The organism is Pseudorhodoplanes sp., assembly GCF_035565855.1.
Lineage (GTDB): Bacteria > Pseudomonadota > Alphaproteobacteria > Rhizobiales > Xanthobacteraceae > Pseudorhodoplanes.
This window is the reverse complement of the sequence record NZ_DATMRX010000229.1, coordinates 1-12,899: the sequence shown is the minus strand read 5'-3', so window position 1 is coordinate 12,899 and position 12,899 is coordinate 1. Positions and strand designations below refer to the sequence as shown.

Sequence of the window (12,899 nt, the reverse complement as noted above, 5' to 3'; positions counted from 1 at the left end):
GGGCTGAAGCTGTCGGGCGGGGAGAAGCAGCGCGTCGCGATCGCGCGGACTATCCTGAAGGCGCCGCCGATCCTCGTCCTTGACGAAGCGACATCGGCCCTCGACAGCCACACCGAAAAGGAAATCCAGGATGCGCTGGATCGCGTATCCCGCAATCGCACGACGCTTGTGATCGCGCATCGCCTGTCGACCATCGTCAATGCCGACGAGATCATCGTGCTGCAAGCCGGGCACATCGCCGAGCGTGGCACGCATGCGCAATTGCTGGCGCGCGGCGGGCTATATGCCAGCATGTGGAACCGGCAGCGCGAGGCCGAGGCCGCGCGTGAAAAACTGGCTGCCGCCGACGACGATGCGGCACCCAATCGCAATCCGCCTCCGCTGGAGGACGATAGTCTGGAAGCCGCTGCCGCGCCGAGAACGCGCGCGCCGGCCGATGCACTGGAGTGACCCATGTCGATCATCCGATCGATCAATTCGCAGCTCGTCCCGATTCATCCGCAGGGTCTGCCGTTTATCGGCGGCTTTGCTCTGGCAAGTCTGGTCCTGTTCTGGCTGTGGTCGCCGCTTGGCTGGATTGGCACGCTCCTGACGGCCTGGTGCGCCTATTTCTTCCGTGATCCGCCACGCGTGACCCCGGTCCGGGAAGGCATCGTCGTGTCGCCGGCCGATGGCCGCGTCAGCCTCGTCGTGAACGCCGTGCCTCCGCCCGAACTTGCTCTCGGCGAACGGCCGCTGCCGCGCATTTCGGTTTTCATGAGTGTGTTCGACTGTCACGTGAACCGGGCGCCAGTGGCCGGGCGCATCGAACGCGTCGTCTATCGCGCCGGTACTTTCCTCAATGCCGATCTCGACAAGGCCAGCGAGGATAACGAACGCAATGCGGTGGTGATCGCAACGGCTACCGGCCGGGTGGGCGTCGTTCAGATCGCGGGGCTCGTCGCGCGCCGGATCCTGTGTTTCGTGCGGGAAGGCGAAGCGATCGGGGTCGGCGACCGCTTCGGGATGATCCGCTTCGGCTCGCGCCTCGATGTGTATCTTCCCGAGGGCACCCGCCCGCTGGTGGCCGAAGGGCAGACGGCGATTGCCGGCGAAACGGTGCTCGCGGACCTGAGTGGCGCCGAAGGCCCGCGCAACTTCAAGGTCAGCTGACGGGGTTCACCGGGTGGTGATGGCGCCGTTCGGCGCGATTTGCTAAGGATACAGCATGGTCTTCACACCCGTCGATCCGCAGGGCCGCGAACCGCGCCGCCGCCGCTTCAAGGCCATTCCGGTGCGCCTGCTGCTGCCGAACATGATCACGCTGCTGTCGCTCTGCGCCGGCCTGACGGCGATCCGGCTCGCGCTTGAGGGACGGATCGAATGGGCGCTCGGCGCCATCGTGTTTGCGGCGGCGCTGGATGGCGTGGACGGCCGGGTCGCACGGCTGCTCAAGGGACAATCGAAGTTCGGCGCCGAGCTCGACAGCCTCGCCGACTTCGTGAATTTCGGCGTCGTTCCTGGCCTGATCCTGTATTTCTGGGGGCTCAATGAACTCGGCGCGATCGGCTGGATCGCCGCGCTGGTTTTCGCCATCTGCATGAGCCTGCGTCTCGCCCGCTTCAACGTGATGGCTGACGATCCCAACCGTCCGGCCTGGGCCAACAATTTCTTCACCGGCGTGCCGGCGCCTGCCGGTGCGATCGTGGTTCTGCTGCCGATCTATGTGACGCTGCTCGGCATGCCGCGGCTGACGGCGCTGGCCTGCATCTACACCCTGGCCATTGCGCTCCTGCTGGTATCCACGCTGCCGGTCTTCTCCGGCAAGAAGCTCGGGACCCGCGTCCCGCCCAATATGGTGCTGCCGGTCTTCCTCGTCGTGGTGCTGTTCGTCGCGCTGCTGGTCAGCTACCCATGGCACGTGCTGACGGCGGGATCGGTGTTGTTCATCGCCTCGCTGCCACTCGGCTGGCTGTCCTATCGCCAGTATATGCGCAGGGACGCCGAGGCTTCGGCCGCCAAGGCAGCGTCTCACGCTCCGGTGCGTTCGCCCGAAGCCGGGCCCTTGCATTCCGGTCTCGCCCGGACCGAGGACGAAGAGCGCCCGACGCGCCTGAACTGAAGCGCGCAGAACACAGGACTTGAGCGATGGTGCGCGCGGTTTCGCTCCTGTCGGCGCATGAGGGCCGGCCGGTTCGGGACGTGCTTATCCTCAGCGCTGAACAACGGCGCCTTCCATCCGGCATTGTCACGGGCTTGCGGGGGACCGAGATCGCGCTGACCTTGCCCGCCGGCACCCGTCTTCGGCAGGACGACATTCTCCTCCTCGACGACGGCGGCATTGTCGACATCGTTGCCCGACCCGAGCCATTGCTCGAAGTGCGCACCGCCGATCTCGTTTCGCTGGCGCGTGCGGCCTGGCTGCTCGGCGACCATCATATTCCTGTCGAAATTCATGGGCGGTATCTGCGCCTGATGCACACCGAAGCGGCGGCAAACCTGTTGCGTCCGCTTGGCGCAAGCGTGCGCGTGATCGAGGCGCCATTCGAGCCGGAAGGCGGGGCCTATGAGCATTCGGGTGACAACGAGGTTTGACAACATCGCCGTCTTTACGGTCTGCTGAACTCATGGGACCGAACGCAAGACGATACGGCCGCCGCGCGTTTTTGACCTCCGCCGCTGCCGCTCTCGCTGCGCCGGCGGTGTCGCGGTTTGCGCGCGCGCAGACGCCCGAAGTGGTGCTGAAGCTCCACCATTTTCTTGCGCCGACCTCGAATGCCCAGGTCCGGTTTCTAGCGCCCTGGGCGCGCCGGGTGGAAAAGGAGTCCGGCGGGCGCATCCGGATCGAGCTTTATCCCAACATGCATCTCGGCGGCGTCGCCGCCCAGCTCTACGATCAGGCGCGCGATGGCGTCGCCGACATTGTCTGGACGCTGCCCGGATTGACGCCTGGCCGATTTCCGAAAATCGAAGTGTTCGAACTTCCGTTCGTGGCGAACACCTCGGCGGTATCGAATGCGCAGGCCGTGCAGGCGTTTTACGAAACGCAGTTGCGGGACGAGTTCAAGGAGGTCCATCCGATCTGCGTCTGGGCGCATGACCAGGGCGTGATCCACACCACGAAACGCGTTGCCACTTTGGCCGACATGAAGGGCCTGAAGCTGCGGGCACCGACGAGACTTGCTGCCGAAGCGCTCAAGGCGCTCGGAGCGAATGGCGTGACGATGCCGGTGATGCAGGTGCCGGATGCGCTGTCCTACAAGGTGATCGACGGATGCATGGTCCCGTGGGAAGTGGTGCCGGCAATCAAGGTCGGTGACTACACGAAATTTCATGCCGAATTTGCCGCCGCACCGGTGCTGTACACCGCGACCTTCATCCTGGCGATGAATCGGCGCCGGTACGACTCGCTGCCCGGCGATCTCAAGAAAGCGATCGACCGACATTCCGGGCAGATTGCAGCGCAGGCGGCCGGCAAGATGTGGGACGACCAGGCCGCGACCGTCGCCGATGCGATCAAGGAGCGCGGCAACACGATCACGCAGATTGACAAGGCGGAAGCCGAGCGTTGGCAGAAGGCGACGCAACCCGTGACCGATGCGTGGCTCAAGGCCTCGAAAAACATCGGCGGGGAAAAGCTCCTCGCCGATGCCAAGGCGCTGCTCGCGAAATATCGCGGGAGCTAGAAGCCGCCACTCTCTCGCTGTCATCGCCCGCGAAAGGGCGATCCAGTAAACACCGCTGTTTCGAGAGATTACGGGATGCCCGCCTTCGCGGGCATGACAGGAAAAGCGCGGTTCTGTTCGCCTCACCCGAAATCGTTCTAGGCCGGAAGCGGATGTCCCGGCATCAGATCGTACGGATGGCCCCAGCCGGGCATGGCTTTCATCCGGTCGAGCCACTTCGCGATATTCGGATAGGTCCCGGGAATATCGAAACCGAACTCCTCGGCGGGATAATACAGGTACCCGACGAGTGAGAGGTCGGCGATGCTCGGATAATCGCCGAGCACGAAGGGCGAGCGGGCAAGACGCTTCTCAAGGATATCGAGCGAATTGTCGACGCGGCCCTTGAGAAACGCCATTGCCGCGGGGTCGCCCGCGGGCTTGGCGAAATTGCGCAGGAAGCGATACGGCCCGAGATAGCCGTTGAGCTTCTGGTTGTCGAAGATGATCCAGCGCAGCGCTTCGAGCCGGTCGTCTTCGGTCTGCGGTTTGAACTTGCCCGTCAGGTCCGACAGATAGGTCAGGATCACGCCGGACTGGGCCAACCGCTTGCCCTTGTGATCGAGCACCGGGACTTCGCCCATCTCGTTGACCTCGGCTCGCCATTCCGGCGAGCGCGTCTGGCCCTTCGCGAACATGTCGACGAATTGCGGCTTCCAGTCGGCGCCGATCAGGTTGAGCATCAGCGCAACGCGATAGGCGTTGCCGGATTGGGCAAAGCAGTGAAGCGTATATTCGGGCATGGCATTCCTTCCAGGGTAGAGCGCGCGCCGCTATCGCATCGTCGGGATGACGAATTCCGCACCCTCCTTGGTGCCGGAAGGCCAGCGTGAGGTCACCGTCTTCGTCTTGGTATAGAAGCGGATCGAATCCGGACCGTGCTGATTGAGGTCGCCGAAGGCGGATTTCTTCCAGCCGCCAAAGGTGTGATAGGCGAGGGGGACGGGGATTGCGAAATTCACGCCGACCATGCCGACATTGACGCGGTCGGTGAAGTCCCGCGCGGTATCGCCGTCGCGCGTGAAGATCGATACGCCGTTGCCGTATTCATGTTCGGACGGCAACCGCACCGCTTCCTCGTAGTCCTTCGCCCGCACGATCGACAGCACCGGACCGAAGATCTCTTCCTTGTAGATGGTCATGTTGGGCGTCACCTCGTCGAACAGGCAGCCGCCCATGAAGTTGCCGTTCTCGTAGCCCTGAAGCTTGAAGCCGCGGCCATCGACGAGGAGCTTGGCGCCTTCCTTCACGCCGGTCTCGACGTAATCCTTCACCTTGTTGAGATGGGCTCTGGTGACCAGCGGGCCGTAATCGGCCTGCGGATCGTTCGAGGGGCCAACCTTCAGGCTCTCGACCCGCGGGATCAGCTTGCTGACGAGCGCGTCGGCGGTCTTCTGCCCGACCGGAACCGCGACCGAAATCGCCATGCAGCGCTCGCCGGCGGAGCCGTAGCCTGCGCCGATCAAGGCATCGACCGCCTGATCGAGATCGGCATCCGGCATCACGATCATATGGTTCTTGGCGCCGCCGAAGCACTGCACCCGCTTCCCGTGGGCGCAGCCCGTCGCGTAGATATATTCAGCGATGGGCGTCGAGCCGACGAAGCCGACCGCCATGATGTGCGGATCGGTCAGGATGGCGTCGACGGCCTCCTTGTCGCCGTTGACGACATTGAGAATGCCGGCCGGCAGTCCCGCCTCCATGAACAGTTCGGCGATGCGCATCGGCACCGACGGGTCGCGTTCGGACGGCTTGAGGATGAAGGCGTTACCGCAGGCAATCGCGGGGGCCGCCTTCCAGAGCGGGATCATCGCCGGGAAGTTGAACGGCGTGATGCCCGCGACCACGCCAAGCGGCTGACGCATCGAATAGAGGTCAATGCCGGGTCCGGCGCCCTCGGTATATTCGCCCTTCATCAGATGCGGGACGCCGCAGGCGAATTCGACGACTTCCACCCCACGCTGGATGTCGCCCTTTGAATCGGCAAGCGTCTTGCCGTGCTCGGACGAGAGCAGGGCGGCGAGCGAATCCATCTCCTTGGAGATCAGCTCGAGAAACTTGAACATGACCCGCGCGCGGCGCTGCGGATTGGTGGCGGCCCAGGCCGGTTGAGCGGCGCGCGCATTGGCGACCGCCGCCTCGACCTCGCGCTTGCTGGCGAGCGCAACCCTGGCCTGCACCTCGCCAGTATTGGGATTGAATACATCGGCGAACCGGCCCGATGTTCCGGCGACTGTCTTCCCGCCGATGAAATGGCCGATCTCGCGCATGTTTCTTCTCCTGATTGAAATTGCTTGGCTTTTCGTCCGCCAAGCGGTGCAGGGCAGGTCGCTGCCCATTGTTGGGCGTTCCATAGCGCAGCGAGGGGGCTGTGCAAAGCGCTGGCGATGGGCGGTTTTGTTGCAGGCGCGAAGAAGCATTCCGTGCAGGGCTTCGGCGCGCGCTCCCGCATCCTGGGGCGCCGCGCTTTCCCGCATCTGCCCTGCATTTTGCCGTCTGGCGCTCCGGTACGGGAGGCGATGTTATAAGGAGCGCGCGCAAGCCGCCAAAAAACAGGACTTAGGGAGATGTCTATGCGAAGCAGGTACGTCATTGCGCTGTCCGGGCTTCTGATTGCCCAAGCGATCGCTCACGTCGCGCAGGCGCAAACCCCCGATACCATCAAGATTGGCATTCTGAACGACCAGGCGGCCCTTTACGCCGATTTCGGCGGCAAGACCTCGGTCGATGCCGCGCGGATGGCGGTGGAGGATTTCGGCGGCAAGGTCCTCGGAAAGCCGATCGAGATCGTCAGCGCCGACCATCAGAACAAGCCTGACGTCGCGGCGACCACTGCGCGCAAGTGGTTCGACGTTGATGGCGTCAGCGCCATCGCCGACCTGACCAATTCGGCGGTCGCGCTCGCGGTCCAGAAGATCGCGGCCGACAAGGGGACGGTGACGCTGTCGGTCGGTCCCGCGACGACGCGCCTGACCAACGAGGATTGCTCGCCGACCGGTTTCCACTGGGCCTTCGACACCTATTCGCAGGCAGTCGGTACGGCGAAGGCGGTGGTCGCCCAAGGCGGCAAGTCCTGGTTCATCCTCGCGGCCGACTACGCCTTCGGTCACCAGATGGCCGCCGACCTCGAGCGCGTGGTCAAGGAGAACGGCGGCACCGTGCTCGGTCAGGTTCGCGCGCCGACCGGGACGATGGACTTCTCCTCGTTCCTCCTGCAGGCGCAGGCCTCGAAGGCGCAGGTGATCGGTCTTGCCAATGCCGGGACCGACACCGTGAATTCGGTGAAGCAGGCGGGCGAATTCGGCATCGCTGCGGGCGGACAGAAGCTAGCCGGGCTCGTCGTGGTGATCAGCGACATCCATGCGCTCGGATTGAAGACCGCGAACGGATTGTTGTTCACCACCGCCTTTTATTGGGATCGCGACGACGCCTCCCGCACCTGGTCGAAGAAGTTCTTCGACCGAACCGGCCGCATGCCGGGCATGGTGCAGGCCGGGACCTATTCGGCGGTGCTGCATTATCTCAAGGCGATGCAGGCGGCGGGCACCGCCGACGGCAAGGCGGTCGCGGCCAAGATGCGGGAGATGCCGGTCGATGACTTCTTCGCCAAGGGGACGATCCGCGCCGACGGCCGGCTGATGCACGACATGTATCTGGTCGAGGTGAAGACCCCGGCCGAGTCGAAGCGCCCGTGGGATTACTACAAGGTGCTGCGTACCATTTCCGCCGAGGACGCGGCCCAGCCTCTCGGCATGAGCAAGTGCGCGCTCGTTAAGAAGTAACGGCCGGCTCGCCGGAACAACGAGAGGCGGTGCGGGGAGGCCCGTGCCGCCGCTTTGTCTTTGAAATGGCTTTGCTTTTCGCGCGGCTCGGCGGCAGGCCGAAACAGCACCCGCGCACTCCCGCATCATTTGAAGGAAGTTGGTGACCGTCCGTTAGCCTTTACCGAACCTTAAAGCCGGTCCGACTAATCTTGCCGTGATTTCGGGGTCGGGCGCAGGACGCGCCTGTGTTGGGGTAGCGTTCAATGGATATTGCAACCGGCCTGGGTTTGATCGCCGGCGTCATTGTTCTTGTCACCCTGATCCTGATGGGTGGCGATCTTGGCATGTTTCTCGACGTCCATGCCTTCATCGTCATTTTCGGCGGCGCTTTCGCCGCGACCCTGATCCGGTTTCCCCTCTCGACGATCTTCCACGGCATTCCGATCGGGATGCGCTATGCATTCACGGTGCGTCGGGTCACCCAGCGCGATCTGGTCGACGAGATCGCGGCGCTGGCCGAGATCGTGCGCAAGCAGGGTCCGATGGGCCTCGAACGGGTGGAGATTTCCGATCCGTTCCTCGCGAAGGGCGTGCGCTATGTCGCCGACGGCTATGACGCCGATTTCATCCGCGACAATCTCGAGCGCGACCGGGACAACTTCCTCACCCACCTCGACGAAGGCTCGAAGGTGTATCGCGCGATAGGCGATTGCACGCCGGCCTTCGGCATGGTCGGTACGCTGATCGGCATGGTGCAGATGTTCGCCAACATGACCGACCCGTCCAAGCTCGGTCCCTATATGGCGGTGGCGCTGCTCGCGACTTTCTACGGTGCGACGGTGGCCAATCTCTTCTGTCTGCCGATCGCCGACAAGCTCCATGTCAAGCTGGTGGACGAGGAGATCAACCGCACGCTGATCATCGACGGCGTGTTGATGATGCGCGACTCGAAAAGCCCGACGCTGGTTCGCGAGATGCTGCTGGCCTATCTGCCGGAGAAGCATCGTCACGCTCAAGAGGAATTGGCAGCGGCATAGCCTTTCCGCCCGGAGCGATCATCGATGGCGAAGAAGAAACGCGGCGCAGCGCATGGCGGTCACGGCTGGTTCGTGACCTTCGCCGACCTGATGGCGCTATTGGTGGCGTTCTTCGTCATGCTCGTGGCGTTTTCCACCCAGGACAGCGCGAAGCTGCAGATCGTGGCGGGCTCGATGCGCGATGCGTTCGGCGTGCAGCAGAATGTGCGCTATTCGGGCATCATCGAGGTGGACGGCCTGCCGACCCGGCCGAAGATCAAGAATGTCGCCAATATCACCCCGTCGGAATCCTCGGCGACGCCATCGCCCGACGAGAAGGATCACAGCAAATCGCATGGCAGCCGCCTGAAGAAAGACTCAGGCTTCGCGCTGGCCTCGGCCTCGCTCCGGCAGGCGCTGCAGGAGATGCCGGAGATCGCCGAAATTTCAAAGAACATCATGATGGAAGAGACCAAGGACGGTCTCAATATCGAGATTGTCGATCAGGACGGCCGGTCGATGTTCCCGGACGGCTCCAAGTATCCCTATGAGCGCACCCGGCGGCTGGTGCAGACGCTTGCCGACCGGTTCCGCGCGATGCCTTACCGGCTGTCGATTGTCGGCCACACCGCCGCGCTGCGGACACCGGCGCGACCTGGCTATGGCCCGTGGGATCTTTCAGCCGACCGCGCCAATGCGATTCGCCAGATCCTGGAAGAATCCGGCGTGCCGCCGTCGCATCTCTACATGGTGGCCGGCCGCGCTGACACCCAGCCGCTGTTTCCTGACGATCCGTATATGGCCGCCAATCGCCGGGTGACGATTACCCTGATGCGCGAGGCGCCGCCGGTTCCACCGGACCTGAAACCCTGATGCCAGCTCCGCCACGGCTCCTATTGCGGATGCCCGTGGTGTAGGATAAGCCCCGCGCCTTGCCGCAGGGACAACCCGCAAGGGTTAGGCCAAAGGGCCATGACTGCATCTTCCGACGCTCCCGCGCCTGAACGGGCGAACGCTGGTGCGCTTTCCGTCGGCGAGACGGAACACGACAATCCCCATTTCTGGAAACTCATGCTCGGCAGCGTCGGTGTGGTGTATGGCGACATCGGCACCAGCCCGCTCTATGCGTTCCGGCAAGCTGTCATGGCCGCGACCGACGGCGAGATCGTTACCAAGGCGACGGTGCTCGGCATCCTGTCGCTGATCGTGTGGTCGCTCGTTCTGGTGGTGACCCTGAAATACATTTTCATCCTGCTGCGGGCCGACAACAATGGCGAAGGCGGCACGCTGTCGCTGACGGCTCTGGCTTTCCGCGCGCTTGGGCAGCGCGGACCGATCGTACTGGTTCTTGGCGTCATCGGCGCCGCGATGTTCTACGGCTCGTCCTTCATCACGCCGGCGCTGTCGGTGATGTCGGCGGTGGAAGGTCTGAATGCCGTGTCGCCGGTCTTCGGCCCCTATGTCGTACCGCTGACCGTTGTCATCCTGGCCGGTCTGTTTGCAATCCAGTCGCACGGCACGGGGCGCGTCGCGGCCTTGTTCGGCCCAATCACGCTCGTCTGGTTCGTGGTGATGGCGATCCTCGGCGCCGTGCAGATCTACGCCAACCCCGCGGTGCTGCACGGACTGAATCCGTATCATGCGGTCGTGTTCCTGTCGCAAAATAGCTGGATCGGTCTGATCACGCTTGGCGCGGTGTTTCTGGTCGTCACCGGAAGCGAAGCGCTCTATGCCGATCTCGGTCATTTCGGACGCAAGCCGATTCAGGCCGCATGGATATTCGCGGTGCTGCCGGCGCTCCTGATCAATTATTTCGGGCAGGGCGCGCTTGTGCTGCGCGATCCGATCACCGTGGCCGATCCGTTTTACGCGCTGGTGCCGCAGGACCTTCTGCTCCCGATGATCGGGCTTGCGACCATCGCCACCGTGATCGCGAGCCAGGCTGTGATCACCGGCGCCTATTCGCTGACCCAGCAGGCGATCCAGCTCGGCCTCTTGCCGCGCTTTGAGATCCGGCATACGTCGGAGGCGCATTACGGGCAGATCTATATGCCGCGGGTCAACACCACGCTGCTGGTCGGTGTGCTGCTGCTGGTGCTGATGTTCAGGAGTTCGAGCGCGCTCGCATCGGCCTATGTGCTTGCGGTCGCCGCGGCCGAGCTGATGACCACGCTTCTTGGCGTCATTGTGTTCTGGAAGCTGTGGAAGTGGCGTTTGCCGCTCGTCATGTTGCTGATGGGGCCGTTCATCATCATCGACTGCGCCTTCATGCTTGCTGCGATGCTGAAGATCCTGGATGGCGCCTGGGTTCCGGTCCTGATCGGCGCAGTAATCATTCTGATCATGCTGACCTGGCGGCGCGGCACGCATTTGCTGCGGCAGAAGACCCGCAGGCTCGAAATTCCGCTCGATACGCTGGTGAACTCTCTCGAGCGCAGGCCCCCGCATATCGTGCCGGGCACGGCCGTGTTCCTGACCGGCGATCCTGCTTTCGCGCCGACCGCGCTGATGCACAATCTCAAGCACAACAAGGTGCTGCACGAGCACAACGTCATTCTGACCATTGCCAGCGCCGATACGCCGCGCGTTCCCGACGAGGACCGCGTGACGATGACGCAGATCAGTCCGCACTTCACCGCGGTCAGGATGACCTTCGGCTTCATGGAGCAGCCCAACGTGCCGAAGGCTCTCGCGATTGCGCGCAAGCTCGGCTGGACTTTCGACATCATGTCGACGTCGTTCTTCCTGTCGCGGCGCTCTCTCAAACCCTCGCCGACGTCCGGCATGCCGGTCTGGCAGGACCGGCTGTTCATCCGCCTCGCGCGGATGGCGAGTGATGCCACCGACTTCTTCCAGATCCCGACCGGCCGGGTGGTCGAGATCGGAACCCAGGTGACGGTGTAACGCGCTGCGGCGCTGAACAACGCCGGTATTTTCCAGTCGCTCGGCAACGGCGCGCAGCGCCGGTCATCTGCTTATGCAAATTGCAGACAGAGTTTTTCACGCGGACGTGAAGGCTTGCACGGAATCTGCAATGCGCTCAGCCGGATAGCAATGTTTGGTGGCGGGAAGACAAGCGTCGCCAGCATGGCTGTATGGGCGAATTCGCCGCGCAGCCGCAAGGACAAAGCCCTCGGATCGGCGTAATAGCGCGCCGCTCGCAATTCGCGGGCATTTTCCGAAAAGGAGATTCCGTCATGGTTTCATCAGTCGCCGCCGGCGAGTCCGGCGGCACTCTGCATTCGGCCGAAAAACCGCGTGCAGGCTTGTTCGCGCTGACCCTCGGAAGCATCGGCGTTGTCTATGGCGATATCGGCACGAGCCCGCTTTATGCCGTGCGCGAATCCGTCAGCGCCGCGGTCGGCAGCGGTAACGCTGCGACCGAAGAGGCGGTGCTCGGCATTCTCTCGTTGATCATCTGGGCGCTGCTGCTTGTGGTCACGGCCAAATACGTCATCATCCTTTTGCGTGCCGACAACCGGGGAGAAGGCGGAACTCTCGCTCTGATGGCCCTGGCGCATCGTGCGCTTCCCGAGAGAGGCGGGCTCATCATCGGGCTCGGGATCGTGAGCGCGGCGCTGTTCTATGGCGACGCGCTGATTACGCCCGCACTGTCGGTCCTGTCTGCAGTCGAAGGATTGAAGATCGTCACTCCGGCCTTCGAACCCTATGTCGTGCCGCTCGCCATCATCATTCTCTTCGCGCTGTTTGCCGTGCAGTCGCACGGTACAGCGAGCGTCGCGCGCTTCTTTGGACCGATCACTCTTGTTTGGTTCATCGCTCTCGCCGCGGCCGGGCTCTATCATATCGGCGACAATCCGTCGGTGCTGCGCGCGTTCAATCCTCTGTACGGCGCTGGCTTTGTCGCGACACACGGCATGATCGGGCTGTTGACGCTCGGTGCGGTGTTTCTGGTCGTCACCGGCGCCGAGGCGCTGTATGCCGATCTTGGGCATTTCGGAAAGCGGCCGATCCGCGCCGCCTGGCTCACGGTGGTGTTGCCGGCGCTGACGATCAATTATCTCGGGCAGGGTTCGCTGGTGCTCGCCGATCCGAAGGCGATCGAGAATCCGTTTTTCCTGCTTTACCCGGAATGGGCAATCCTGCCGATGGTCGTTCTGGCGACCGCAGCGACCGTGATAGCGAGCCAGGCCGTCATCACCGGCGCCTATTCGATCACCAGTCAGGCAATCCAGCTCGGACTTCTGCCGCGCCTAGAAATCCGCCACACGTCGGAATCCCAGTTCGGCCAGATCTATATGCCGCGCGTCAACATGCTGATCCTGATCGGCGTGCTGGTGCTGGTCGTGTTCTTTCGCTCGTCCACCGCGCTCGCTTCGGCCTATGGCATCGCCGTGACCGGCACGATGGTCGTTACCGCGCTGATGGCATTCGTGGTGGTGTGGAAGGTCTGG

Annotated in this window: 12 protein-coding genes; 10 read left to right on the top strand and 2 right to left on the bottom strand. The window is 63.4% G+C overall.

All coding sequences use genetic code 11. From position 1 onward, the window contains the following. From VN004_RS12885 to VN004_RS12865, 5 genes are all read left to right on the top strand, one after another. Positions 1-450 (top strand): ATP-binding cassette domain-containing protein (locus VN004_RS12885; RefSeq protein ID WP_325610596.1); only part of this gene is annotated, 450 nt, incomplete at its 5' end. A 3-nt stretch (positions 451-453) separates the two neighbouring features. Next, positions 454-1,152 (top strand): phosphatidylserine decarboxylase, encoded by a 699-nt coding sequence (locus tag VN004_RS12880; protein ID WP_325610595.1) that lies wholly within the window; start codon positions 454-456, stop codon positions 1,150-1,152. 55 nt (positions 1,153-1,207) lie between these two features. Further along, a complete protein-coding gene (gene pssA, locus VN004_RS12875; protein WP_325610594.1) occupies positions 1,208-2,101 on the top strand; it encodes a CDP-diacylglycerol--serine O-phosphatidyltransferase in 894 nt (297 codons plus the stop codon). A gap of 26 nt (positions 2,102-2,127) precedes the next feature. Further along, positions 2,128-2,574 carry an urease accessory protein UreE gene (locus VN004_RS12870; RefSeq protein ID WP_325610593.1) on the top strand — a complete coding sequence of 149 codons (447 nt, stop codon included), beginning with the start codon at positions 2,128-2,130 and terminating at the stop codon, positions 2,572-2,574. A 32-nt stretch (positions 2,575-2,606) separates the two neighbouring features. Beyond that, positions 2,607-3,665: a TRAP transporter substrate-binding protein gene (locus tag VN004_RS12865; RefSeq protein ID WP_325610592.1), complete on the top strand. Its 1,059-nt coding sequence runs from the start codon at positions 2,607-2,609 to the stop codon at positions 3,663-3,665. 137 nt (positions 3,666-3,802) lie between these two features. Here VN004_RS12865 and VN004_RS12860 read toward each other — a convergent pair whose 3' ends face one another. Together VN004_RS12860 and VN004_RS12855 are read right to left on the bottom strand one after the other, a co-directional pair. Then, positions 3,803-4,447, bottom strand: coding sequence for a glutathione S-transferase (locus tag VN004_RS12860; protein ID WP_325610591.1), 645 nt, complete (start codon positions 4,445-4,447; stop codon positions 3,803-3,805). 30 nt (positions 4,448-4,477) lie between these two features. After that, positions 4,478-5,974: a CoA-acylating methylmalonate-semialdehyde dehydrogenase gene (locus VN004_RS12855; RefSeq protein ID WP_325610590.1), complete on the bottom strand. Its 1,497-nt coding sequence runs from the start codon at positions 5,972-5,974 to the stop codon at positions 4,478-4,480. Between the two features lie 303 nt (positions 5,975-6,277). Here VN004_RS12855 and VN004_RS12850 point away from each other — a divergent pair, with 303 nt between their 5' ends. From VN004_RS12850 to VN004_RS12830, 5 genes are all read left to right on the top strand, one after another. Then, positions 6,278-7,486, top strand: a complete 1,209-nt coding sequence (locus tag VN004_RS12850; protein ID WP_325610589.1) for an ABC transporter substrate-binding protein — start codon at positions 6,278-6,280, stop codon at positions 7,484-7,486. 245 nt (positions 7,487-7,731) lie between these two features. After that, positions 7,732-8,505 (top strand): motility protein A, encoded by a 774-nt coding sequence (locus tag VN004_RS12845; protein ID WP_325610588.1) that lies wholly within the window; start codon positions 7,732-7,734, stop codon positions 8,503-8,505. A 24-nt stretch (positions 8,506-8,529) separates the two neighbouring features. Further along, positions 8,530-9,357: a flagellar motor protein MotB gene (locus VN004_RS12840; RefSeq protein WP_325610587.1), complete on the top strand. Its 828-nt coding sequence runs from the start codon at positions 8,530-8,532 to the stop codon at positions 9,355-9,357. A 198-nt stretch (positions 9,358-9,555) separates the two neighbouring features. Continuing rightward, complete coding sequence (locus VN004_RS12835) at positions 9,556-11,388, top strand: potassium transporter Kup (RefSeq protein ID WP_325610597.1); 1,833 nt, start codon at positions 9,556-9,558, stop codon at positions 11,386-11,388. Positions 11,389-11,681: 293 nt separating this feature from the next. Next, positions 11,682-12,899: KUP/HAK/KT family potassium transporter (locus VN004_RS12830; RefSeq protein ID WP_414710291.1), on the top strand; the 1,218-nt coding region annotated here is incomplete at its 3' end.

What these genes read in the sequence shown, in the direction of transcription:
- VN004_RS12850 (WP_325610589.1), top strand. Translation starts at nt 6,278, where the DNA reads ATGCGAAGCAGGTACGTCATTGCGCTGTCCGGGCTTCTGATTGCCCAA.
- VN004_RS12865 (WP_325610592.1), top strand. Translation starts at nt 2,607, where the DNA reads ATGGGACCGAACGCAAGACGATACGGCCGCCGCGCGTTTTTGACCTCC.
- pssA (WP_325610594.1), top strand. Translation starts at nt 1,208, where the DNA reads ATGGTCTTCACACCCGTCGATCCGCAGGGCCGCGAACCGCGCCGCCGC.
- VN004_RS12870 (WP_325610593.1), top strand. Translation starts at nt 2,128, where the DNA reads ATGGTGCGCGCGGTTTCGCTCCTGTCGGCGCATGAGGGCCGGCCGGTT.
- VN004_RS12860 (WP_325610591.1), bottom strand. Translation starts at nt 4,447, where the DNA reads ATGCCCGAATATACGCTTCACTGCTTTGCCCAATCCGGCAACGCCTAT.
- VN004_RS12840 (WP_325610587.1), top strand. Translation starts at nt 8,530, where the DNA reads ATGGCGAAGAAGAAACGCGGCGCAGCGCATGGCGGTCACGGCTGGTTC.
- VN004_RS12855 (WP_325610590.1), bottom strand. Translation starts at nt 5,974, where the DNA reads ATGCGCGAGATCGGCCATTTCATCGGCGGGAAGACAGTCGCCGGAACA.
- VN004_RS12880 (WP_325610595.1), top strand. Translation starts at nt 454, where the DNA reads ATGTCGATCATCCGATCGATCAATTCGCAGCTCGTCCCGATTCATCCG.
- VN004_RS12835 (WP_325610597.1), top strand. Translation starts at nt 9,556, where the DNA reads ATGCTCGGCAGCGTCGGTGTGGTGTATGGCGACATCGGCACCAGCCCG.
- VN004_RS12845 (WP_325610588.1), top strand. Translation starts at nt 7,732, where the DNA reads ATGGATATTGCAACCGGCCTGGGTTTGATCGCCGGCGTCATTGTTCTT.